Genomic DNA, 22451 nt, shown 5'->3' with positions numbered 1-22451 from the left:
GGCCAGCGGCCGGCACTACCAACTCAGCGCCACGACCACTGCAGGCCGACGTTGGCTCGCCGTCCCGGTCCCGGCTCATAGAAGCGCCCGTTGCCGTCATTGACGATCACCGAGCCGATGTAGGCCTGGTCCAGCACGTTCTCCAGCCGGGCGAAGGCGCGCAGCTCACCGCCCGGCAGCGTCCATCGACGGCCGGCTTCCAGGTGCAGCAGGGCGTAGCCCGGCGCGCGCTCGGTCGCCACGTCATTTACCACGGTATCGCTGCTGGCCGAGGCCTCCAGCGCCCACTGCCACTCAGCCGGGCTCCACTGCAGGCGTGCGAAGGCCTGTTGGCGGGGCACGCCGGACAGGCGGCTGCCTGCGGCGACCAAGGTGTTCGAGGTCAGGTAGGGCGAGCGCACCTGAGCCTGCAGCCAGGTCCATGCCAGCTGCAGTTCCAGCTGTTCGCCCAGCGGCTGCCGGTACTGCAGTTCCATGCCCTGGCGGCGGGTGCGGCCGATGTTGCGATAGGTGCTGCGCCCGCCGATATTGCTGGCAACTGCCAGCTCATCGTTGGTATCTGCGCGGAATACGCTGACATCGAGCTGGGCTCCGCCTTGCGCGTGCCACTTGCTTCCAATCTCCAGATTGCGGCTGCGGGCGGCCGCCAGATCCAGCGCCAATCCCGCCTGGCCGTCGGCGCGATAGCCCAGTTCGTTGAAGGTAGGCGTTTCGAAGCCACGTCCCACCGCCGCGTGCAGCCGCCACTGCGGGCTCGCTTCGAAGCTGATCCCGGCCGCCGGCGTGGTCGCCTGGTAGCGCCGGTGACCACTGTCATCCGGGTTGCGGGCGGTGATGTAGCGATCGTCCGAGTTGAAACGCACGGTGCTGTGGCGCAGGCCGGCCAGCAACGACCAGCGCGGGCTCCATTGCCACCAGGCCTGGGCGAACTGGTCCACGTTCTGCACGACGTCGATCTGGTCACGACGCAGCCGTCCACGCACGCCCAGGGCGCTGCCGAGGAAGTTCTCATGGCCGGTGCGATGCTGGCGCTGGCGGTCGGCGCTGAGCCCGGCCACCAGGTCCAGCGGCCGGCCGGCAAGGTCACCCTGCCAGCCCCAGCGCGCGTCCAACCCGCCGTAGCCGCCCTCCAGATCGATCACCCCACCGGCATGCAGGGGGTTGGCCTGGGCGGTCGGTGGGATCGGCAGGTATTGGCGTACCGCGCGCTGGCCGGCATAGCCCATCAGCTGCCAGCGCTGCGGCCCGGTTTCACGTGTCCAGCGCAGGCCGGCCTGCTGCTGGCGCACCGATTTGCGGGTGTTGTACTGGTGCGCGACTGCCGTGGCCTGGCGCGGGTCAGCCGCCACCTGGGCACGGGTCAGGCCCAGCGGGTCCTGCGCATCCGGTGCATCAAGCGCATTGAGCAACAGCTCCAGCCGCCCGCCGCCCAGCTCGCCCCCGATGCGCGCGTTGAGCGATTCACGGCGTGCCTGGCTGTGATCGCGCCAGCCATCGGTGCGGAAGTGATTGGCGGCGATGTTGTAGTCCAGTACTTGGCCGGCCCCCTTCAGCTGTGCACCGACGCTCAGCGTGTTGTCGGCACCGGCGCTGAGCCGCAACCGCCACGGGTCGCCGGCCTGGCCCTGTTCGCTCCAGACCTGCAGCACGCCACCGGAGGAATTGCCGTAGAGCGCGGAAAACGGCCCACGCAGCACCTCGATGCGTTCGGCACCAAGCAGGCTGGCATGTGACAGCTGGCCTTGGCCATCGGGCATGGTTGCAGGGACCCCGTCGATCAACACCCGTACCCCGCGCACCCCGAAGGTCGAACGCGCGCCGAAGCCACGGATCGACAGCTGGGTGTCCTGGGCGAAGTTCTGCCGGTCGCGCGCCAGCAGACCGGGTACCCCAGCCAGCGCTTCGGACAGCTGCGCGCCGGTGCCAGCGCGGCTGGCATCGATCCAGACCGTGTCCTGGCTGGCCGGCAGCGCGAACGGGTCGATGCCCGGCACCCGTGCAGCCTGTACCTGCACCGCCGGCAGGGCGGTGGGCGCAGGCGCGGCCATCACCGCCCAGGGCGACAGCAGCAGGGCGGAAAGCGGCAGGCTACGGCGGCGTGCGGCAGTTTTCATGATTCAGGTTGATGGGTCGGGCGGCAACGCACGCCATGGTACGGGGCCGTGGATGACGATGGCGGCGGCCAGCCCCCGGCAGGCTTTGTTACGATGGGCTGTTTCCGGCCGAAACGCCGCAGACCGCGTAGCGCACTTCCTCCCCCTTTCCGTCTACCGAACGAGTACCGCCGTGTCCTTCTTTGCAAACGTGGAACTGGTCCCAGGTGACCCGATCCTGGGCCTGACCGAGGCGTACAACGCCGACAGCCGCCCGACCAAGGTCAACCTGGGTGTGGGCATCTACTACGACGAGAGCGGCCGCATTCCGCTGCTGCGCGCCGTCAAGCAGATCGAGCAGCAGCTCGCCGCTGAAGCCAAACCGCGCGGCTACCTGCCGATCGACGGCCTGCCGGCGTACACGCAGGCCACGCGTGAGCTGGTGTTCGGCAAGGATTCGCCGCTGCTGGCCGCTGGCCGCGTGACCACCGCGCAGACCGTTGGTGGCAGCGGTGCGCTGCGCGTCGGCGCCGACGTGCTGAAGAAGCTGCTGCCGCACGCCACCGTTGCGCTGAGCAACCCGAGCTGGGAAAACCACCGCGCCGTGTTCAGCGCGGCCGGCTTCGAGGTGCTGGATTACACCTACTTCGATCCGACCACCCACGGCGTCAACTTCGACGGCCTGCTGGCGGACCTGGGCAAGCTGGAAGCCGGCACCGTGGTGCTGCTGCACGCCTGCTGCCACAACCCCACCGGTGCCGACCTCACGGTCACCCAGTGGAAGCAGGTCGCACAGCTGCTGAAGGACAAGCAGCTGTTCCCCTTCATCGACATGGCCTACCAGGGCTTCGACAAGGGCATCGAGCAGGACGGCGCCGCGGTGCGCATCATCGCCGAAGCCGGCATCGACAGCTTCATCGTCGCCAACTCGTACTCCAAGTCGTTCTCGCTGTATGGCGAGCGCGTGGGTGCGCTGTCGATGGTGGCGCCGACCGCCGCTGACGCCAAGGCGGTGCAGTCGCAGGTCAAGCGCGTGATCCGCACCATCTACTCCAGCCCATCCACCCACGGTGCTGCGCTGGTGGCCGGCGTGCTGACCCACCCGGAACTGCGCGCGATGTGGGAGCAGGAGCTGACCGAGATGCGCGAGCGCATCCATGCCCTGCGCCAGGGCCTGGTCGAGAAGCTGGCCGCTGCAGGTGCCCCGCAGTTCGGCTTCATCAACGAGCAGGCCGGCATGTTCTCCTACTCCGGCTTGAGCCGTGAGCAGGTCGAGCGCCTGCGCGACGAGTTCGGCATCTACGCCGTCGGCACCGGTCGCATCTGCGTGGCCGCGCTGAACCAGAACAACCTGGAATACGTCGCCAAGGCGGTGGCCACCGTCGCCAAGGGCTGAAGCAACGCTCCAGTAGCTTGAGGACAAAGGCGCCGACAGGCGCCTTTGTTTTTTGCTCCTGCTCTTGCCTTTGCCATCCCCACCGCGCTCGCGGCGAACCCTGACGCTCGCGGGAGGGGGAGGCGATGCAGGACCGTTGGCGCCATGGATGGCGCCATCGAGCTTACAGGGACGTACTTGCAGCGTGTCCTGCATCGCCTTCCCCTCCCGCGAGCCTCGACAAAAGGAAGGCGCCACGAGCGCAACGCATCTGGAAACGATTACGCCTTCCCGCGCTCACGCACGCGCCCGCCAGACCAGCGACAATAGGCGTTTTCCCGCTGCCGAGACCTGCCCGCCCATGTCCCGTACTTCGTTGACCCGCTTCCTGATCCAGGAACAGCACGCCGGCCGCATCAATGCCGACCTGCGCCAGCTGATCGCCGTGGTGGCCCGCGCCTGCACCAGCATCTCCATCGCCGTCAGCAAGGGCGCCCTCGGTGGCGTGCTCGGCGATGCCGGTACCGGCAACGTGCAGGGTGAAGCGCAGAAGAAGCTGGACGTCATCAGCAACGAGATCCTGCTTGAAGCCAACGCCTGGGGTGGCCACCTCGCCGCCTGCGCCTCGGAGGAAATGGACCACAGCCAGCCGGTGCCGGACATCTATCCGCGCGGTGATTTCCTGCTGCTGTTCGATCCCCTCGATGGCAGCTCCAACATCGACGTCAACGTCTCCGTCGGCACCATCTTCTCGGTGCTGCGTTGCCCGACCAATGTCGAACTGCCGGGCGATGACGCCTTCCTGCAGCCGGGCAGCAAGCAGATCGCCGCCGGCTACTGCATCTACGGGCCCAGCACCCAGCTGGTGCTGACCGTCGGCCATGGCACCCACGCCTTCACTCTGGACCGCGAGAAGGGCGAGTTCGTGCTGACCACCGAGAACATGCAGATTCCGGCGGCCACCCAGGAATTCGCCATCAACATGTCCAACCAGCGTCACTGGGAAGCGCCGATGCAGGCCTACGTCAGCGACCTGCTGGCGGGCAAGGAAGGCGCGCGCGGCAAGAACTTCAACATGCGCTGGATCGCCAGCATGGTGGCCGACGTGCATCGCATCCTGACCCGCGGCGGCATCTTCATCTACCCGTGGGACAAGAAGGATCCGTCCAAGGCCGGCAAGCTGAGGCTGATGTACGAAGCCAACCCGATGGGCCTGCTGGTCGAACAGGCCGGCGGCGCCGCCTGGACCGGCCGCGAACGCATCCTCGACATCCAGCCCGACCAGCTGCACCAGCGCGTGCCGGTGTTCCTGGGTTCGCGCGAGGAAGTGGCCGAAGCCGTGCGCTACCACCACGCGCACGACGACGCGCAGGGCTGACGGCCTATCGCCTGACAGCGGACATGGCAGAACGATGACATGACCGTGAGGTGACACCGAGGGCGGCAAACGGCACCATCAAGCCGTTGCCGCCTAAGGAATGCACGCATGCACGAGCAGGGCCCGGTCGATTTCATCGAAGTCATCCACAATGCGGTCCCCAGCGAGGTCTGCGCGGCGATCGTCGAGCGCATGCGCGCTGCACAGGGCCTGCGGCCAGGTGCGGTAGGCAGTGGTGTGTTCCCGGAACTCAAGCACAGCAAGGATCTGCGCATCAGCGGACTTGATGGCTGGCAGGATGTGGACCATCAGCTGCAGCATGCGGTGTTCAATGGCCTGCTGACTTATCTACGCCGTTATCCACAGGCGTTGATTGCGCCGCTGATGTTGCAGGTCCAGGACAGCAACGGCCAACCGCGACGCCTGTCTGCCGAGGACTTCCCCGACATGCCTCCACAACAACTGGCGGATCTTGCGCGCACCTGCCTGCGCCCCGGCGCCATCAACCTGCAGTGGTATGCGGCGGGCGAGGGCGGGTACCCCTACTGGCACTGCGAGCTGTACCCGAAGGATGTGCAGGCCGAGACCCTGCATCGGCACGTGTTGTGGACGCTGTACCTCAACGACGAGTTCGAAGAGGGCGAAACCGAGTTCCTGTTCCAGGAGCGGAAGATCGCACCACGCACCGGTAGCCTGCTGATTGCGCCGACGGCGTTCACCCACACCCATCGTGGCAACCGGCCACAGGGTGGGGACAAGTTCATCGCGACGAGTTGGATCCTGTTCCAGAGCGCGCAGAAGTTGTTTGGGGGAGGGTGAGGGCATCGCGCCCCTCCCGATTGAGGCCGGTATCCAGGCAAGTTCGTTATGCCGTCGGTGGATTACCGGGCCTCAGGAGAGCAGTAGTAGTCGCCGCCCCTGTCCGAGTCCCAGTAGGTTCCTCCATAGAGCTTCACCGTACTGCCCCTTGTCGTCAGCTCTACCGAGCGCGCCAGGCGATCCTCGCAGAAGACCATCAATCTGTAATCGCGCTGCCGTTTGTCTTTCTGCAGTCGCCACCGCTTCTCTGCGGCTTGTTTGATGAAGAAAGCGGCGATCTGCTCTGGATCAGATTCGAGCTCGGCGTCGAAGACGGCCCCCAGGAACGTGACCTTCGGTAAGAACGTAACGTTCGTGGGATGGACCCCTGAAGGGAGTTCAAAGGTATCGGTGGCAGCGCGCAGTTCTGCTTCTGTAGGCTTTCCGGTCCAATCGCCACGTCCGATGGATCCAAACATTGAAAGATAAGTACCGCTTGTCAGGGCCACAATGACAGTGCACAGGAGCAGATGGCGCAACGGTACCTTTTTCAAGGCCCATTCCCCGACTGTCGTTGTTCGTCGCAACTTGAATCCCGCAAGGCTTCAGTCGTCTTTGCCCCGTGCACCGGATCATGGATGCTCGACGGAGCGAGGGGCTTGCGAGGACGACGGCGATACAGGATCCCTCCCGCTGCCCCACCAAATACGGCCATGCCGAGGCCGACCAGCTCTTCGCTGCCTAGCGGATCCGCTGACAGCAATTTGGCCGCTGTCAGTAGAAGAAAGTTCAATGGGAGCATCCACAGGAACGCGATGCCCAGCCAGTAGATGATCTTCATTTCATGCGCTCATGGATCCGGAAGCATCGACTTGAACCAGTAGGCGGATATGGTTCGCATCCATGATGCTGAACGCTCCTCTTGTGGACGCTGTACCTCAACGACGACATTGACGAAGGCGAGACCGAGTTCCTGTTCCAGGGGCGGAAGATCGTACTTCGCATCGGCAGTTTGTTGATCGCCCCGATCGCGTTCACCCACGCCCATCGTGGCAACCGGCCGCAGGGCGACGACAAGTTCATCGCCACCAGCTGGATCCTGTTCCAGAGTGCGCAGAAGTTGTCTGGGGGATAGGGGGGGCTAACCCAAGTATTTCGTGGGTCCAAAGAACAGTCAGAAATCGTCGTTGCTATGTTGCCAGGCACTGACCTTCTCGACGCAGATTTCGAGTTGAAAGTTGAACTGAAGATAGAAGAGTGGCCTTCAGTCCGATCAAGATAGCCATGGCAAGGTACAGAGACAATTGACCAGTGATCTCTTGTTTACGATGCGCGCTATCGGTCGCCTTTCGTCCGTTGCGCTGAACGGTAGCCCAGCGCAACGGGCTGCGCGAAAGGTCCATCCGGCGACTGGGTGACTCACGATCTCCAGCTCAATACTAGGACTTCGGCTTCCTCCATGGTCTGATCAAGGTCTTGTACATAACCCAGGCGATCCAACCACAGATCAATCCGATCCCAGCAACTATGATCTCCTCCTCCTCGAAGGGGGATCCATTTATCCCTTGGTACACGACGAAAGCTACTGCTCTCAATGACAGCAAAGAAAATATAACTACAGGTGCCCAAAGTAGAATCTTCATCATTCTCTCACTTGCAATCGCACGGATCGGTGCCGGACGACTGGCTATCTACCATCTCTTTCCCGGCTTTTGCGGCGTCATAGGCTCCTTGCAGAGTCGCTTTACCTCGCATGACGCTCCTCAGACCTTTGAATCCACCGCGAATGGTCGTCCAGTCAGAGATGATTCTCCCCGCCTTAGCTCCGTGGTATCCCAGAAGAGCTCCACCAACCTCTTGTAACGCAGGGTCACGCTTCTTTCCGTCAAAGGCACCCCAGACACCAGCTGCGCCATCATACATGGTTGCCCACCCAAGACCTCCGGCCAACGCGCCTGCAGCCATTGCTTCTTCTGACCCAAATCCGGCACCTATGATTGCAGTGGCGGCACCACCGGCGAGTTCAACTCTTCCGATATGGAAGTCAGCAATTCCAATAGCAAGGTCAAGGTAGTTGATTCCACAGAGTCCATAAGGATCCGTGAAGGAAATGGGGTTTCCGCCTACATATGCATAGGTATTGGTTCCCCCTGCCAATCCAATCGGATCACTCTGCACATACCGGCCAATGCTCGCGTCATAGTCGCGGAAGCCGTTGTACCAGAGGCCGCTTTCCACATCGTAGTACTGGCCCGGGAAGCCAATGTTCAACCCGCCAATCTCATCCTTCTGGACACTGCGCCCATAGGCGTAGTTGTACGCCTTCCAGACGGTCTGCTGGCTCGGGCTGGTGACGAACTCCGGGCGTCCAAGATGATCGGTATGCACATAATTGTGCTGCCCGCTGCGAGCCAAACCCACCAGTTCACCTTCGAACCAGAAATAGTTGGTCCACACGCCATTGTTCAGCTCGGTCATAAGCTGGTTTTGGCCAACGTAGAAGTAGCGACTGTTGGTGTTCTGGTTGATCTTTGCAACGCGCTGCCCCTGCGCATTGAGCACGTAATCAGTCGCAGTGCCACCGATGTTGCTGCGGCTCATGCGATTGAATGCATTGTACTCATAGGTGCTGATCCGGCTGCCTGCGGTCTCGCTGATACGATTTCCCAATGCGTCGTACTGGTACTGACGGCTGCCGTCCTGGTTGGTGTAGTTCAGCACCCGGTTGCTCCCCGGGTCGATGCTGTATTGGGTCAGCTGATTGCCTGCCTGATAGCGGTCGTGATTGCCGCCGGCATCGTAGGAAAGATTGTTGATGACACCGAAGCGGGTCAGCTTGGTCATACGACTCAACGCGTCGTAGCCGATCAACTGGGTCATGTTCGGGTCGACAGCGTCGACAATGGCGGTGATTTCGCCATCGCCGCTGTACTGATAGTCCCAATAGCTGACCTTGCTGCCATTGGGTCCCCAGACCGACATTGCGGTCAGCCGCCCCTCCTGATCATGGTTGTAGCCCCGGGCAAGCCCGTTGCCATAGGCCAGCCACTCATGCGCTCCCGTGACCTTCCAGTTGGCCTGGGAGATGATTGAGCGTTGAGTCCCGTCGACCGTCGCCATCAACGCACTTGGTTTTCCTTGGGAGCCATATGTGTAGGTCGCCTTGTCACCGTTGGGATAGGTGATCTGGCTCAGGCGATTGATGCCGTCGTATCCATAGGTGGTGCTGTAGTCCGTCTTCTGACCAGACAGATCGGTGAAGTCGCGCCGTATCTGCAGCTGTCCGTTCGGTGTATAGGCAAAATGGGTGGCGGTTCCGGGCCCTGAAGTGCCGCACAGCTGACCTTTACCGTTGCCGCACCAATCGTAGCTATAACCCATCGTTCGGCCTTCTGCGCTCGCAGAAGTCATTCGTCCCAGGCCGTCATAGCCGAAGGAGACGACACTACCATCGGCCCGCGTCGTCGAAGTCCGCAGGCCCGTAGCGTCGTATTGATGCTGAGTCGTTCCCGTATCTGGACTCACCTGCTTCCACATCTGGCCGAAGCCATCGAACTCATAGGTGGTGACCAGATTGCGCGGATCGCTCACTCGGATCGGACGATCTGCATGATCGTACGCAATCTGCGTCGTCCCTCCAGCAGCATCGATTGATTGAATCAAGCGACCGCGTGCGTCGTAGCTCATCCGGGTAACCCGATTCTGCGAATCGGTGACCTGGGTGACGCGTCCCTCCGCGTCATAGGCATAACGCACGTTCTGTACGCCGTTTCCGCGCTCGACAATCACGCGGCCCAGCTCGTCGTACTCATATGTATTGACGGAGACAACAGCGTTCAGCCCGATCAGGGCAAGCGTCAGTGCTGACATATGGACAGTCCTTTGTTACCGAGGCCGTTCGCAGGTGACGCGACCACAGCTTCCCATGTTGTTCTCAACAGACAATGTCGTCCTCCCCTCCATGCCCCACGCAGCACCGCCAGAGGCCATCTGCGCCTTGTAGATGAAGCTGACGTTGCCATTCCCGGTGTTCTTCGGACCAACGCTCTTGGTAAAGGTTGCAACCGCCCCGGGCGGCACCGGTCCAGCTAGGCCCATGCTTTCATTGAGCTGAAGAATTCCGAATGCGAGATAGGTGTCGCCAGGATTCCACACGACGTTCCCGGTATTACGGAACTGGAACGTCAGCTCCGATGAGCCACCATTGAATATCTGGCGGGGTGATGCCGAAGCGCTGACGAGTTCTGCATTGCGCACCACTGCGGGGACCGTGAACGTACCCGAGCGATTGATGGTCAGGTTCGGACCGCCAACAGGCGAGATTCCGTGCACGTATAGTGCTTTTCCCCCGTGATTCGATCGTACGTTGCCGTCAAGAGGAATCTTGAACCAATAGGCATTTCCACGTGCCTGGCACGCGTTGGCGACGTTTCCGTCGGTCGCCATGTTGGCGCGTCCCGAAGCTACGAATGTGCCGCCGCCAGCTGCCCCGCCGGCATAGACGTGTACGTCGATCGAGGCATCCACGCCAACTGAGCAGGCCCAGCCTTCAATGAAGAAGTTCCAGTTGCCGTCCTGGGTCACGCCGCCGATGTCACCAACGATGTTTGCCGTTGGAATCGCAAACACGCCTGAGTTCGCGAGCGGTCGGTCCTGGCCGCGGCCCTGCGGAGATTGGCCGTAGACGGAGAACTTGCGGCCGCCGAACTGCTGCCTCTGGGCTAGCGATATCGGCAACTGATACCTATAGGCACTCCCTGATGCTTGGCAAGCCGCTGCAACTCCTGGCTCGCTGGCAAGGTTTGCTTGTGTGCTACCCAGGTAGACGTTGCCGTCGGCGTAACCGTCCACCTGGATTGACCCAGCCGAGCCAGTGGAACAGGCCCAGCCACGCACGAACCAGTTCCACTGCGCATCATGAGTGATTTCGTCAATCACGCCGCTCACCATCGAATCCATCGGATAGTCGGTTTGTGAAACCTCAGTGCGCGTGCGATTGGAAGCGTTGTTGTAGCTATGACGGGTCCACGCCCACTTGCCGTCCCCCATTGAACGGACTTCCTGCGTCAGGCGGCGCCCTGCATCGTAGCCGTAGCGGACTGTCACGCCATCAGGCTGGGTAAGCGAGGCGATGTCACCTGCAGCGGTGTAGCCAATGGCGGTCGTCGCCCAGCCAGTTCCCGAACTGGTTCTGTCGGACACAACGCGGCCACGGCCGTCATACGTCAACTCTCGCACACCACCGTTCGCGTTGACGATGCGCCCCGGCAGCCCCAGTCCGTTGTAGTTGGAATAGCTGATCGTATGACCAAGCGCGTTGGTGACACTGGTCAGATCGCCCTGACTATTAAAGACGGAGGTGACGTCATCCTGCGCAAGAGGGCCGTCGACCTTGACCGAGGCCTTCAGACCATTGGCATGATAGGTATAGGTTGTGCGGGTGACCCGCGTCTGGCTTAGCACCCCACGTGCCGTCAGATTGCGCTCGGTTACGCTGGCCACGTTTCCGCGATCGTCATAGGTGTAGGCGACTTCGAGATCCCCCACCACTGTCGTCTTGAGCAGTCGGTTACGCGCGGTATCCCACTCCTGCAACGTCGTACGTTCGGCCGAGCTGCCGACCGCTTCCACCCGCTTCAGCAAGTAGCCCTGTGCGCTGTAGTCGAAGTTGGTCAGATTGTCCTGGAAATCATGGACCAGATCAGGGTACCCATTGGCGTCGTAGCTCTGCTCCTTGTAGCTGGCAGGGCAGTTCGGCGACGGATCACCCTTGGTCGACACCATCTTTCCGTCCTTGAACGTGTAGGTGGTGCTGCGGCCAAGAGGGTTGATCACGGTGACATCGATATCGACGGGCCGCGTAAGGCTCGGCGCAGCGGCGGCGGTCATACCGAGTGCGCTCTCCATCGGCAGCGAGCCAACAGGCAGTGAGCGCGGCTGATAGCAGATGCGTGTGCCTCCGGTGCGCTGTTCGCACCATCCACGCTCCTCATCGGCGCGGAGACCCCCGGGTCGAGTCGGAGCGGGGGGCGGCAGCACCGGTTCGGTGCTGCGTACGGCGTAACTGAAGCGGAACCGTTCAATGCCACCATTGTGCTCTGTGCTGATGGCGCGGCGCTCCGCGTCGTACGCAAACGTGGAATAGCGCACGCCATTAAAAGACTTGCCAGTCAGGGCACCCGGGAAGCGGGCATCTTCGTAGTGGTAACTGATCGTCGTTGCAGGTGTGCCAGGCAGCGTCGTGCTGGCGAGCCGCCCACGTCCGTTCCCGAACACATTGGGGGTATAGGTGTAGCGATAGATGTTGCCGGCCGGATCGGTCACCTGGCTGACCTGTCCGTTGGCCCAGCCAAAGCTGACGCTGCGTCCAGAGGAGTGCGTCACCTTCTGCAAGTAACGGTCAGCATAGGAGAACGTCCAGCTCACGCCCTGCTCATTGCTGAGTCGGGTGATATAGCCCTCGGCGTTGTAGGTCTCCGTACCGTTGTTTTCGTTTCGAAGCGTAAACGTGCCATTGCCGTTCGCAGACAGGTACGCGATGGGCTGGGCCTTGTCCTCATACCAGCGACCGCTGGCCGGATCCTTGAGGTACTTGATGCGACGACCGTCGGGCCGTTGCACCCACGCCAGCTGATTTGCATCGGTGAATGCGAGCGAATAGTCGAAGTTGCTCAGCCAGTGATTGCCGAACAGCCCGGTCGCGCTCCAGTAGTGATTGTAGTTGCGCTGCAGGAACAGGCCCATTTCGCCCTGGCTGGCGAAATCAAGTTCTGGTTCGACCTTGTTGCCGCTGTAGAGAACGACAGGATTACCCTTGCGGCCGTTGCAATCCTTCTCTTTGTCATCGGTCGGCTGCTCCTTCGCGGTTTCGGTCGGAATTGCACCGCCGCCGCCATTGTCCATTTGAGACTCGGACAGGTGGACACCACTGCCGCCGCCAAATCCAAAACCACCTACACCGCTACCTCCAGCAGGGCGTTTGGCGGTGACCTGAACGGTTTCGAGAGTGTTTGCCGCGGTTGCCAATGCCATCGGCAGGCAAAGCAGCGGCAGAAGAAGAAGACGGGACTGCAGGGTGTTCCGCGTTGCAACGTGCGTCATGCGCTTGCCTAGCTCCTCATCCGAGACCGACTCATTCAGTCATCGGGAATTCATGTTTGTAACGAGTCTATGACAGCACGCTGTAACGGTGCAATGGAGGCACCTAATGTTTTTCGTGCATTGCCCATCAATGAGCTGGGTACAGCACAGCGCGACGAATCGCTGATGCATTCGCCAGCAGACGTACACGCCTCAGAAGAGCGAACCCTGCGGCGAATCCTTCTTCGGCGGCAACGGCTTCACGAACCGGCTGCAATCCAGCTTCGGCCAATGGCTGTTCTGCGCATTGAAACCCAGACGCTTGCGCGCCAGCTTGAAGCGGTTGCTCAATAGCTCCGCATACACGCCCTGGCCGCGCATGCGTGTGCCGAACTGGCTGTCGTAGTCCTTGCCGCCGCGCAGCTGCTGGATGGTGCTCATCACATGCGCGGCGCGATCGGGATGGTGCGTATCGAGCCAGTCCCGGAACAGCGGCGCCACTTCCAGCGGCAGGCGCAGCAGCACGTAGCCGGCAGTGCTCGCACCTGCATCGTGTGCGGCCTCCAGCACGGCTTCCAGCTCGCTGTCGTTGATCCACGGAATTACCGGCGCCACCATCACCCCGACCGGAATGCCCGCTTCATGCAGGCGCTTCATCGCGCGCAGTCGTGCATGCGGTGCCGATGCGCGCGGTTCCAGCTTTGCGGAAAGATGCGGGTCCAGCGAAGTCACCGAGAAATGCACGCTGACCAGGTTCTCCGCGGCCAACGGTGCAAGCAGATCGATATCGCGCTCGACCAGCGCGTTCTTGGTGATCAGCGAGAACGGATGCTTGGTTTCCAGCATCACCTCGATCAGCTGGCGGGTGAGTTTGAACTTGCGTTCGATCGGCTGGTACGCGTCGGTGTTGATGCCCAGGGCGATCGGCTGCGGCACGTAGCCCGGTTTCGACAGTTCCTTGCGCAGCAACTGCGGCGCATTGGTCTTGGCGAACAGCTTGGTTTCGAAGTCCAGGCCCGGCGACAGGTTCAGATAGGCGTGCGAGGGGCGCGCGAAGCAGTAGGAACATCCATGCTCGCAACCGCGATACGGATTCACCGACTGGCTGAATCCCACGTCCGGCGAGGTGTTGCGGGTGATGATGCTACGCGCGGTCTCGGCACGCACCTCGGTGCGGAGACGCGGGGCAAGGAACTCCTCGCTCTCGTCCACCGCCCAGCCATCGTCCACCGCCTCGCTGACGGTGCTTTCAAAGCGCCCGGCAAGGTGGGACGTGGAACCTCGGCCCTTGATCGCAATACCCATTGCGGCAGCGTACGTCGTGGCCGTCTCAATGGCTGCGACGGCCGCCTGAAGGGTTCAGGGCGGTGCTGAGCCGAGCATGGGCTCGGCTCTACAGTTGATACGGGTACCTTGTAGAGCCGAGCCCATGCTCGGCTGCATCCATCGGTCAGAGCAGCGCCAGGTAGCCGCGCACCGTAGCATCCAGCCCGTCATACAGCGCCTCGCCGATCAGCGCATGGCCGATCGACACCTCCAGCACGTCCGGCACGTGGGCCAGGAAATCGCGCAGGTTGTCCTGCGACAGGTCGTGGCCGGCGTTGACGCCCAAGCCTACCGCCTGCGCCCGCCGCGCCGCAGTGGCGAACAGTTCCAGCATCGCCGCAGCGTCGCCAGCCGCGTGCGCTTCGGCGTAGGGGCCGGTATACAGCTCGACACGATCTGCACCGACTTCGGCCGCCTGCTCCAGCAGTGGGTTGCCAGCATCGACGAACAGGCTGACCCGGCAGCCCATCGCCTTCAGTTCGGCCACCAGTGGTCGCAGCCGCTCGGCATCCCGCTCGAAGTCGAAGCCATGGTCGGAGGTGATCTGTCCATCGCCATCCGGCACCAGCGTCGCCTGCGCCGGGCGGGTCTGCGCGCACAGCGGCAGCAGGCCTGGGTAGCCCTCGCGCGGCGGCGCGAATGGATTGCCTTCGATGTTGAATTCCACTCCACGCGCACGGGTCAACGTGGACAGCGCCAACACGTCCTCGGCGGTGATGTGGCGGCGGTCCGGCCGCGGGTGCACGGTGATGCCATGTGCACCGGCATCCAGGCAGGCCTGGGCGGCACGCACCACGTCCGGTTCGGCGCCGCCGCGCGAATTGCGCAGGACGGCGATCTTGTTGACGTTGACGCTGAGCTGGGTCATGGAACGGAACTACTTGGAAAGAGGGGACGGATCGTGGTCGTTGGCGTCGACATTGCGGCGGGCCTGGGCCTGCTCGCGCAGGCGGCGCAGCTCCTCGGCATCGACAAGGGTGGCAGGGTCCCGCTGAAGGTCGCCGAAGCGGGCCACGTAGCGTCCGCGTACCCAGGCCAGCAGGAAGGCGAGGGCGGCCAGCAGGCACAGGCTCATCAGCCCGGCGCTGGGAGTCTTCAGGGCGAAGGCGAAACAGCCCAGCGCCAGCAGCAGGTACAACCAGTACATAGTCGGGCTCCCCGGGTGATCGGCGCAGTGTAGCGCTGCGTCAGAGCAGCGGCGAGGCCAGCCGGGCGAAGGCTTCCGGCAGGCGGTGCAGCCACAGCGAGCGGCCGGCCTGGTCGTGCACCCGCGTGGAACGGTCGAATTCGCCCTGCAGCAGTTCGGCCAGGGCGGCGACGCGGTCACGGTCGCTGATCATCATCGACAGCTCGAAGTTCAGGCGGAAGCTGCGGTGGTCGAAGTTGGCGCTGCCGACGATGCAGACATCGTCGTCGGCGATGAAAGCCTTGGTATGCAGCATGCGCGGGCCGTACTCGTAGATCTTCACCCCTGCGTGCAACAGTTCATCGAAGTAGGAGCGGGCGGCCTGGGTCACGAACCAGGAATCGCTCATCTTCGGTACCAGCAAGCGCACATCCAGGCCGCCGAGTGCAGCCGAGGTCAACGCCATCCGCGCCGCTTCACCCGGCACGAAATACGGTGTGACCAGCCACACGCGCTCGTGCGCTTCCTGGATCGCCGCCACATGCAGGCGATGGATCGTTTCCCAGCCCGAGTCCGGGCCGGAGACCAGCACCTGGGCGTTGATCGCACCGTCACCGCGCAGCGGCATGTCGGCTGGCCACAGGCGGGCGATGTCCATGCGCGAGGGATCCTGCCCGCTGGCGTAGAGCCAGTCCTCGGCAAATACCAGCTGCAGGCTGCGCACTACATGGCCGCGGATGCGCATGTGCAGGTCGCGGTAGGCATCCGCCCTGCGGCTTTCATCCTCGTCGTCGGTGATGTTGATGCCACCGGTGAACGCCAGCCGGCCGTCGACGATCACCAGCTTGCGATGGGTACGCAGGTTCAACCAGGGGCGCTTGAACGGCTTCAGCAGCTGCCGTGGGTGGAACCAGATCGCTTCACCACCGGCGTCGAGCAGCGGCTGCAGGAAGCGGCGGGGCAGGGCGGAAGAGCCCACGGCGTCGAGCAGCAGGCGAACCTGCACGCCGGCCTGTGCGCGTTCCACCAGCGCGTCACGCAGGGCGGTGCCAGCATGGTCCGGGTTGAAGATGTAGTACTCCAGATGCACGTGGTCGCGTGCCTGTGCGACGGCCTCAAGCAGCGCCGCGTAGGTCGCCGCGCCGTCCACCAGCCATGTCACTTCGGTGGCGCTGCTCGGCGCAAGCCCGGTCGTGGCCTGGGCGATCTTGGCCAGCTCGGTGCAGTCGGCGTCGGGTGGGCAGACGTCGCTGTAGTGCTCCATGCCCGAGCGCGCGCGGCCACGGCGCAGACGCTGCCGCTTCACCTTCTGCGGGCCCAGCAGGTAGTAGATGAACAAGCCGAGGTAGGGCAGCAGCGCCAACGACAGGATCCAGCTCAGCGTGGCGACCGGCTCACGCTTCTGCAGCATGATCCAGCCGGTCAGCGCGAGCAGGTACAGCAGGTAGGCCACCGCCAGGATCGAGCCAAGGTGGGCGATGCCGTCGAGCCAATGACGCAGGGAGTCGAAGAGGGCGAGCATCCGCCGATCATAGCGGTCCAGGCCGGCAGGCATAGAAAAAAACGCCCCTGTCTCCAGGGGCGTCTGCAGTCGCGTCATGACTGTTGTGTTGCGGTGTAGCGATTACTGCTGCACAAAACCGATCTTCTTCATCTGAGCGTTCTTCGCAGCGGCCAGAACCTTGGCCATCACGTCGTACTCGGAATCCGGGCTGGCGTCGATGCGCAGTTCCGGCTGGTTGGTCGGGTCACGCTGGACCTCCTGCTCCATCCGCTGCTGCAGCTCACTGGTGTTGATCGGGCTGTTGTTCCACGAGACCTGGTTGCTGGCGTCGATCTTCAGTTCGATCGGCGGCGGCGGTTCGACCAGCTGCGGCGGTGGGTTGAGCACGCGCTGCGGCAGGTCCACGGCGATCGGGTACGTCATGATCGGCGCGGTCACGATGAAGATGATCAGCAGAACCAGCATCACGTCCACGAGGGGCGTGACGTTGATGTCTGCCATGGGGCCCTTGCCACCACCACTACTGAATGCCATGGCTTATTGCCCCTTTTCTTTGGTCGCGACGAAGCCGACGTCAAGCATGCCCTGCTCCTGCGCGACCTTGGTCAGGTCGTTGATGACACGCATCTTGGTGGTGCGGTCACCACGCAGGTTCAGCGGCGGCTGCGGGGTCTGCTGGGCGGCGGTCGCCAAGCGCGACTCGAGAGTCTGCTTGTTGATTTCTTCGTCGTTCCAGTAGATCGAGCCGTCTTCCTTGACTGCCAGGGTGATCGGTCCGGAACGCTTTTCAGCGTCTTCCGGCTTCTGGATCAGGTTGGCTTCCGGCAGATCCACCTTGACCTTGTGGGACATCAGGGGCGCCGTGATGATGAAGATGATCAGCAGCACCAGCATCACGTCCACGAGGGGCGTAACGTTGATGTCGGCCATGGGGCCGCCGCTGTTACCACTACTGAAAGCCATAACGGGCTCCGTCTAGATCTTGGTGACTACTTACGTTCGTCGCTGGGTGACGCGCGCCGCAATCAGCGGACGCGCGAGCCGGTGGCGAAGAAGTCGTGCAGGTCGTGCGCGAAGGTATCGAACTTGCTGATGGTCGCGCTGTTGATCTTGCTGAAGAAGTTGAAGGCGAACACGGCCGGGATCGCGACGAACAGACCGATCGCGGTCATGATCAGCGCTTCACCCACCGGGCCGGCAACGGCGTCGATCGAAGCGGAGCCGGTGGCACCGATCTTGATCAGCGCGCCGTAGATGCCCCACACGGTACCCAGCAGACCGACGAACGGAGCGGTTGCACCGACGGTGGCCAGCAGGGTCATGCCCGACTGCAGCTTGTTGCTTTCGCGGGTCACGGCCTGACGCAGGGCGCGGTCGACGAACTCCGAACGGCTCAGGTTCTCACCCACGCCGCCGGTGGCGCCGCCTTCAGCGCGCTGGTGGTGGGCAGCTGCCTGGGCAGCGTCCAGGGCGATCTTCGAGAACGGCTCGGAAGCCGGCTGTTCTTCCATCGCACGGATGGCGTCCTGCGCGTTCGGGGTGTCCCAGAACAGGCTGACGACGCGATCGGCGGCGCTCTTCAGGCGGGTAGCACGGAAGATGTTGATGACGGTCCAGTACCAGGACATGGCCGACATGACGACCAGGGTCAGCAGCACGACCCAGGAAACCGCGAAATCACCCGGCTTGGTGGTCATTTCGTGGATCAGGTGCTCGAAGCCCATCTGCGACAGGGCGTTGGACGGATTGCCCCCGGCAGCAGCGGCGATGAAAATTTCCTGCAGCATGACGCTTACCTTTGTTGTGTGTGGTGATAAAGGGTGTAGCTAAGCTAAACAATCGAACCGGGAGCGGGGGTGGCCGGCGGCCACCCGGGCGCATCAGTTCAGCGCAAAGTTGACCGGAACGCGAACGCGACCTGCCGTCTTCTTACCGCCTGCTTCAGCGGCGTTGAAGCGCCACTTGCGAGCCGCTTCCATCGCAGCACGGTCCAGGTCGCGGTTACGGCTGGACTTTTCCACCGTGACATTGGTGACGTTGCCGCTGGCATCGACATCAATGATCAGGATCACTTCGCCCTGGATACCCGCGCGGAATGCTGCCGGCGGGTAGCGCGGCGGATTCATGGCCTTCGACGAGATGTCCACGCTGGCCTCGATCGAGGTCGGCGGTGCCGGCGGTGCCGGCGGCGACGGCGGGGTGACGATGTCGTTCGGGCGCGGTTCCGGCACGTCCACGACCGGCGCCTGCGGCGGCGGCGGGACCGGCGACGGCTTCGGCGGCGACAGATTCTTCACCGGCGGCGGTGGAGTATCCGTCGGCGGCGGCGGCGGCGGCGGCGGGGGCGGCGGCGGCGGTGCGTCGACGATGGTCACCATGACGTTGCGCTCCTTCTCCGCAACGGCCTTGGGAGCCACGGCGGGAATGAGGAGCATCATGAAGGCGGCCAGATGCAGGGCAATTACAAACGCGATGCCGACGATGCGAGGCCAGCTCAGCCCCTTGTCATCGGGTTGTTCGTACCGGTGAACGACTAGTTGTTCCGTCATGCGCCAAGAGCTCAATAGTGGGGCCGGGATGCCGGGGGCGGAATCCCTGATCAGCGGTGCATGACACCGCAGGAACCTCCAAGCTTATACCAATCCTGAGCGCCTGCGCATCAACTGTGCAGGCATTCAGGCGTTATTCCTACTTACTTCAGGTTGATGATTTTCTTGGCATCAGCCTGGTTCTTCACACCCTTCGCCAGCGCCTGCTGGGCGGCCTGCTTGGCCTCCGGGATACGACCTTCGGCATGCAGGACGCGTGCCAGGTTCAGGTAGGTCTCACCGTCCTTGGACAGCGGGGCAGCCTTCTGCCACGCATCGATCGCCTGCGGCACCTGGTCGGAGTAGTAGTAGGACTGGGCCAGCGCCAGGTAGACCTGGTAATCCGGCTTCAGGATGCCCTTCTGCAACCCTTCGTTGATGACCGCGATGACGTCCTTTTCCTTGTGTTCGGTGTTGGCATAGATCGAGTACAGCTGCTTGTACTCGCGCTCTTCGGTGAGCTGGCCGCTGCTGCGCAGCTTGTCCATCACCGCGGCGGCCTTTTCCATCTGGTCGGCCTGCATGTACATGCTGGCCAGATTCAGCTGGGCCTTCTTGTCGTTCGGGTTCTTGGCGGCCAGAGCCTCGGCTTCCTTCACCGCTTCGCCGGACTGGCCGGCTTCGGCGAGGGCCGCCATCAGCAGCTGGTTCCAGTTGTCCTTCGGTTCGGTGGCACCGGCGATGGCCTGCTTCAGCACCGGGATCGCTTCCTGGTAGCGCTCCAGCTGGTACAGCGCCTGGCCCTTGGCGATCAGCTCTTCCGGCTTGGTCGACTTGCTCTCGGCGAAGTACTTGTCCAGGGTCGCCAGGCCTTCGGCGGTCTGGTCTTCCTGCAGCTGCAACTGGCCCAGCATCAGCATGGACTGGAAGTGGCCGTTGTTGTCCAGGCCGTTGAACTGCAGGACCTGCTTCAGGTAGGCAATGGCAGCCGGGGTATCGTCGGTCTGGTAGGCAGCCTGCGACGCCAGCTGCGCGGCCAGCGACTTGTCATACTCGTTCGCGGCGCTGTCAGCCAGGATCGCGTCGGCCTGCGTGCGCGTCTCCGGGAACTTTTCCTTGTTGTAGCTGTCAATCATTTTCTGAAGCTTGCTGCCCAGCTTGGCCGATGCCTTGACGGTCGGCTCCTGGCGGGTCGCGTTGGGGTACAGCGCTTCGGCCTTGGCCTGCTTGCCGCCGCGGTTGCCACGCTCGGAGGAACGCGAGGATTGCGCGAAGGCATCAGTGACCACGGCGCCGGTCAGGGCGGTCGCGACGAGGACGGAAAGCACAGCTTTGTGGTTACGGAAAATCATCGTTCACCTCGATCGAACCGCCGGATAGCGGCAAAGTCGGACTGTCAGAAAAATCTGAGCCGCCAAACGTATCAGAAACAGATGGCGTGAGAAATCGTTTTATGTGCTGCAATACAGCATAGAACTGCGCACTCATCCGCACTTTGGCCGCAGCCCGGCGGCCTGCGCCTGCTGGTAGACCGGCGTCAGCCCCGGCGCATCGCGCCGCAGTTCCTGGATGCGGTTGGCCGGATCAGGGTGGGTGGACAGCCACTGCGGGCTGCGGCCACCACTGGCAGCCATCATGTTCTGCCACAAATCGACCGCCTGCGCCGGGTTGAAGCCGGCCTGGGCCATCAGTCGCTGGCCGATTACGTCGGCCTCACTCTCCTGGGTGCGCGAGCCGGGCAGCAGGAAGGCCGCCTGCGCGCCCATTCCGCCAAGCTGGTTGACCGTGCTGGCGGCACCTTCACCGTACGCCGCACCGGCCAACGCACCGAGCACGGCCAGTCCGGTCTGTGCGCCCATCTGGCGGGTGATGCGCTCTTCGTGGTGACGGGCAATGACATGCCCGATTTCATGGCCGATTACGGCAGCCAGCTGATCCTGGTTCTTGGCGACGGTGAAGATGCCGGTGTTCACGCCAACCTTGCCACCGGGCAGGGCAAAGGCGTTGGGCTCCTTGTCGACGAACACGGCCGTCTCCCACCGTACGCCACGGTATTGAGGCGGCAGCTGCGCGACCAGAGCGTTGACCACGCACTGCACATAACCGTTCTGGCGGCCGTCGGTGCTGATCTTTTCCTTCTGCTTGGTTTCGGCGAACGCCTGTGCGCCGAGCTGGTCCAGCTGTGCCTGCGACACACCGCCCACCATCTGCCGGCGGCCGGTAGGGGAGGTCGTGGTCGCGCAGGCGCTGACCAGGGTGGTGATGACAAGGGCCAGCAGCAGTTGTTTCATGGGTCCACCCCCGTGTTCATATGCGCAGTGTGTAGCGTAGCGGCTTAATCTTTCGTCAAGCGGACACGGCGTTACGTTGCCCCGAAAAACACAAGCGCGGCAAGCGCCACGCCGTTGTTCAGGGCGTGCGCGGTGATCGCGGCCCAGAGCGTGCCGGTGCGCTGGTACAACCAGCAGAACGCGGCGCCCATGCCGCCATAGACCAGCCACAGCTGTGCGATTTCGGCCGGGCCGTTTGCACTGGTGCCAGGGATTTCATGGATCAGGGCGAAAGCAAGGCTGCTCAGTACAACACCCAGCCACGGGCGCCCCGCCTTCCACAGGCGTCCAAACAGCACGCGGCGGAACAGCAGTTCCTCGTAGGCCGGTGCCAGTACCACCGCGAACAGCATCAGGAACAACGGGAAGCGCGCGATCGCGCTCTGCATCAGCGCCAGGTTGGTGGGGACCGGTTCGATGCCGAACTGCTTGGCCAGGAAGGCGATACCGTTGCTGCCCAGCACGATCAGGGTCGCCACCAGCAGGGTCCAGCCCCAGGTGGAGGGGCGGCGCAGTGCCTGGCGCGACGCATGACGTTCGGCGGCGTTGGCCGGCCGTCGCCAGAAGTACAGCAGCAGCGCGGCGCCGCCGGTGGCAAACAGCGCCATGAGAATCTGCGCAAGTGCGCCGGGCTGGCCCAATGACGCCGCCACCGAACTGGCGTCGGGTGCGCCAGCGCCGGCCTGCGCGGTCGCGTAACCGACCACCACGCCACGGTACAGGCCCCACAGCACGCCGCTGATCAGGCTCAGGCCGAACAACGTGACAGCGGCGATGCCCAGGTCGATGAAGAACCCCGCCAACGGCGAAACCGCACGCGGCGCGACAGAAGACGGCGGAACCGGGGGCGGAGCGGAAACCGGGGCGGATGCGGACATCAGGTACCTGCGTTCAAGAGTCGAAAGCCGGCGCG

19 protein-coding genes and 1 pseudogene are annotated in these 22451 nt (G+C 63.2%); 4 read left to right on the top strand and 16 right to left on the bottom strand.

Annotated features, from left to right (window positions below):
* Positions 1–23 precede the first annotated feature (23 nt).
* On the bottom strand, positions 24–2114 hold the full coding sequence (locus AC5P8J_RS16380; protein ID WP_111104098.1) for a TonB-dependent receptor family protein: 2091 nt from the start codon (positions 2112–2114) through the stop codon (positions 24–26).
* Between the two features lie 172 nt (positions 2115–2286).
* On the opposite strand from AC5P8J_RS16380, the gene AC5P8J_RS16375 reads away from it, so the two are divergent.
* The 3 genes from AC5P8J_RS16375 (at position 2287) to AC5P8J_RS16365 (ending at position 5665) form a co-directional block, all read left to right on the top strand.
* Complete coding sequence (locus tag AC5P8J_RS16375) at positions 2287–3489, top strand: amino acid aminotransferase (protein WP_111099267.1); 1203 nt, start codon at positions 2287–2289, stop codon at positions 3487–3489.
* 340 nt (positions 3490–3829) lie between these two features.
* On the top strand, positions 3830–4846 hold the full coding sequence (locus AC5P8J_RS16370) for a class 1 fructose-bisphosphatase (RefSeq protein ID WP_134732006.1): 1017 nt from the start codon (positions 3830–3832) through the stop codon (positions 4844–4846).
* A gap of 108 nt (positions 4847–4954) precedes the next feature.
* Positions 4955–5665 carry a 2OG-Fe(II) oxygenase gene (locus AC5P8J_RS16365; RefSeq protein WP_019658815.1) on the top strand — a complete coding sequence of 237 codons (711 nt, stop codon included), beginning with the start codon at positions 4955–4957 and terminating at the stop codon, positions 5663–5665.
* A gap of 62 nt (positions 5666–5727) precedes the next feature.
* Here the strand turns inward: AC5P8J_RS16365 and AC5P8J_RS16360 are convergent, their stop codons facing one another.
* Positions 5728–6198 (bottom strand): hypothetical protein, encoded by a 471-nt coding sequence (locus AC5P8J_RS16360; protein WP_227854074.1) that lies wholly within the window; start codon positions 6196–6198, stop codon positions 5728–5730.
* Positions 6195–6485 (bottom strand): hypothetical protein, encoded by a 291-nt coding sequence (locus tag AC5P8J_RS16355; RefSeq protein ID WP_134732008.1) that lies wholly within the window; start codon positions 6483–6485, stop codon positions 6195–6197. The genes AC5P8J_RS16360 and AC5P8J_RS16355 overlap by 4 nt, the downstream gene beginning before the upstream one ends.
* Before the next feature lie 78 nt (positions 6486–6563).
* Between AC5P8J_RS16355 and AC5P8J_RS16350 the strand changes: the two are divergent.
* Positions 6564–6779: pseudogene (locus AC5P8J_RS16350) on the top strand (2OG-Fe(II) oxygenase); the annotation flags it as partial.
* Positions 6780–7294: 515 nt separating this feature from the next.
* Here AC5P8J_RS16350 and AC5P8J_RS16345 read toward each other — a convergent pair.
* The 13 genes from AC5P8J_RS16345 to AC5P8J_RS16285 form a co-directional block, all read right to left on the bottom strand.
* Positions 7295–9514: an RHS repeat-associated core domain-containing protein gene (locus tag AC5P8J_RS16345; protein WP_155028726.1), complete on the bottom strand. Its 2220-nt coding sequence runs from the start codon at positions 9512–9514 to the stop codon at positions 7295–7297.
* Between the two features lie 15 nt (positions 9515–9529).
* Positions 9530–12745 carry a DUF6531 domain-containing protein gene (locus AC5P8J_RS16340; RefSeq protein ID WP_155028725.1) on the bottom strand — a complete coding sequence of 1072 codons (3216 nt, stop codon included), beginning with the start codon at positions 12743–12745 and terminating at the stop codon, positions 9530–9532.
* A 192-nt stretch (positions 12746–12937) separates the two neighbouring features.
* Positions 12938–14029 carry a PA0069 family radical SAM protein gene (locus AC5P8J_RS16335; RefSeq protein ID WP_227854075.1) on the bottom strand — a complete coding sequence of 364 codons (1092 nt, stop codon included), beginning with the start codon at positions 14027–14029 and terminating at the stop codon, positions 12938–12940.
* A 145-nt stretch (positions 14030–14174) separates the two neighbouring features.
* Positions 14175–14918: a pyridoxine 5'-phosphate synthase gene (locus tag AC5P8J_RS16330; protein WP_005411743.1), complete on the bottom strand. Its 744-nt coding sequence runs from the start codon at positions 14916–14918 to the stop codon at positions 14175–14177.
* 9 nt (positions 14919–14927) lie between these two features.
* Positions 14928–15197, bottom strand: coding sequence for a hypothetical protein (locus AC5P8J_RS16325; protein WP_155028723.1), 270 nt, complete (start codon positions 15195–15197; stop codon positions 14928–14930).
* Positions 15198–15237: 40 nt separating this feature from the next.
* Positions 15238–16698 carry a cardiolipin synthase gene (gene cls, locus AC5P8J_RS16320; protein ID WP_026346894.1) on the bottom strand — a complete coding sequence of 487 codons (1461 nt, stop codon included), beginning with the start codon at positions 16696–16698 and terminating at the stop codon, positions 15238–15240.
* Between the two features lie 102 nt (positions 16699–16800).
* The gene (locus AC5P8J_RS16315) at positions 16801–17214 is read right to left on the bottom strand and encodes an ExbD/TolR family protein (RefSeq protein ID WP_005411740.1); all 414 of its coding nucleotides are present in this window, start codon (positions 17212–17214) and stop codon (positions 16801–16803) included.
* 3 nt (positions 17215–17217) lie between these two features.
* On the bottom strand, positions 17218–17643 hold the full coding sequence (locus tag AC5P8J_RS16310) for an ExbD/TolR family protein (protein WP_005411739.1): 426 nt from the start codon (positions 17641–17643) through the stop codon (positions 17218–17220).
* 62 nt (positions 17644–17705) lie between these two features.
* The gene (gene exbB / locus AC5P8J_RS16305) at positions 17706–18467 is read right to left on the bottom strand and encodes a TonB-system energizer ExbB (RefSeq protein WP_004132614.1); all 762 of its coding nucleotides are present in this window, start codon (positions 18465–18467) and stop codon (positions 17706–17708) included.
* 93 nt (positions 18468–18560) lie between these two features.
* Positions 18561–19229 carry an energy transducer TonB gene (locus AC5P8J_RS16300; protein ID WP_010487418.1) on the bottom strand — a complete coding sequence of 223 codons (669 nt, stop codon included), beginning with the start codon at positions 19227–19229 and terminating at the stop codon, positions 18561–18563.
* Between the two features lie 143 nt (positions 19230–19372).
* On the bottom strand, positions 19373–20560 hold the full coding sequence (locus AC5P8J_RS16295) for a tetratricopeptide repeat protein (RefSeq protein WP_021204595.1): 1188 nt from the start codon (positions 20558–20560) through the stop codon (positions 19373–19375).
* Positions 20561–20692: 132 nt separating this feature from the next.
* Complete coding sequence (locus AC5P8J_RS16290) at positions 20693–21499, bottom strand: M48 family metallopeptidase (protein ID WP_019658801.1); 807 nt, start codon at positions 21497–21499, stop codon at positions 20693–20695.
* Between the two features lie 71 nt (positions 21500–21570).
* Positions 21571–22416, bottom strand: coding sequence for a CPBP family intramembrane glutamic endopeptidase (locus AC5P8J_RS16285; protein WP_021204594.1), 846 nt, complete (start codon positions 22414–22416; stop codon positions 21571–21573).
* Between the last annotated feature and the right edge of the window lie 35 nt (positions 22417–22451).

The organism is Stenotrophomonas sp. YJH_SMC_37 (assembly GCF_059370035.1).
The sequence above is the reverse complement of the archived record's forward strand: the minus strand, read 5'-3'. Positions and strand labels throughout refer to the sequence as shown.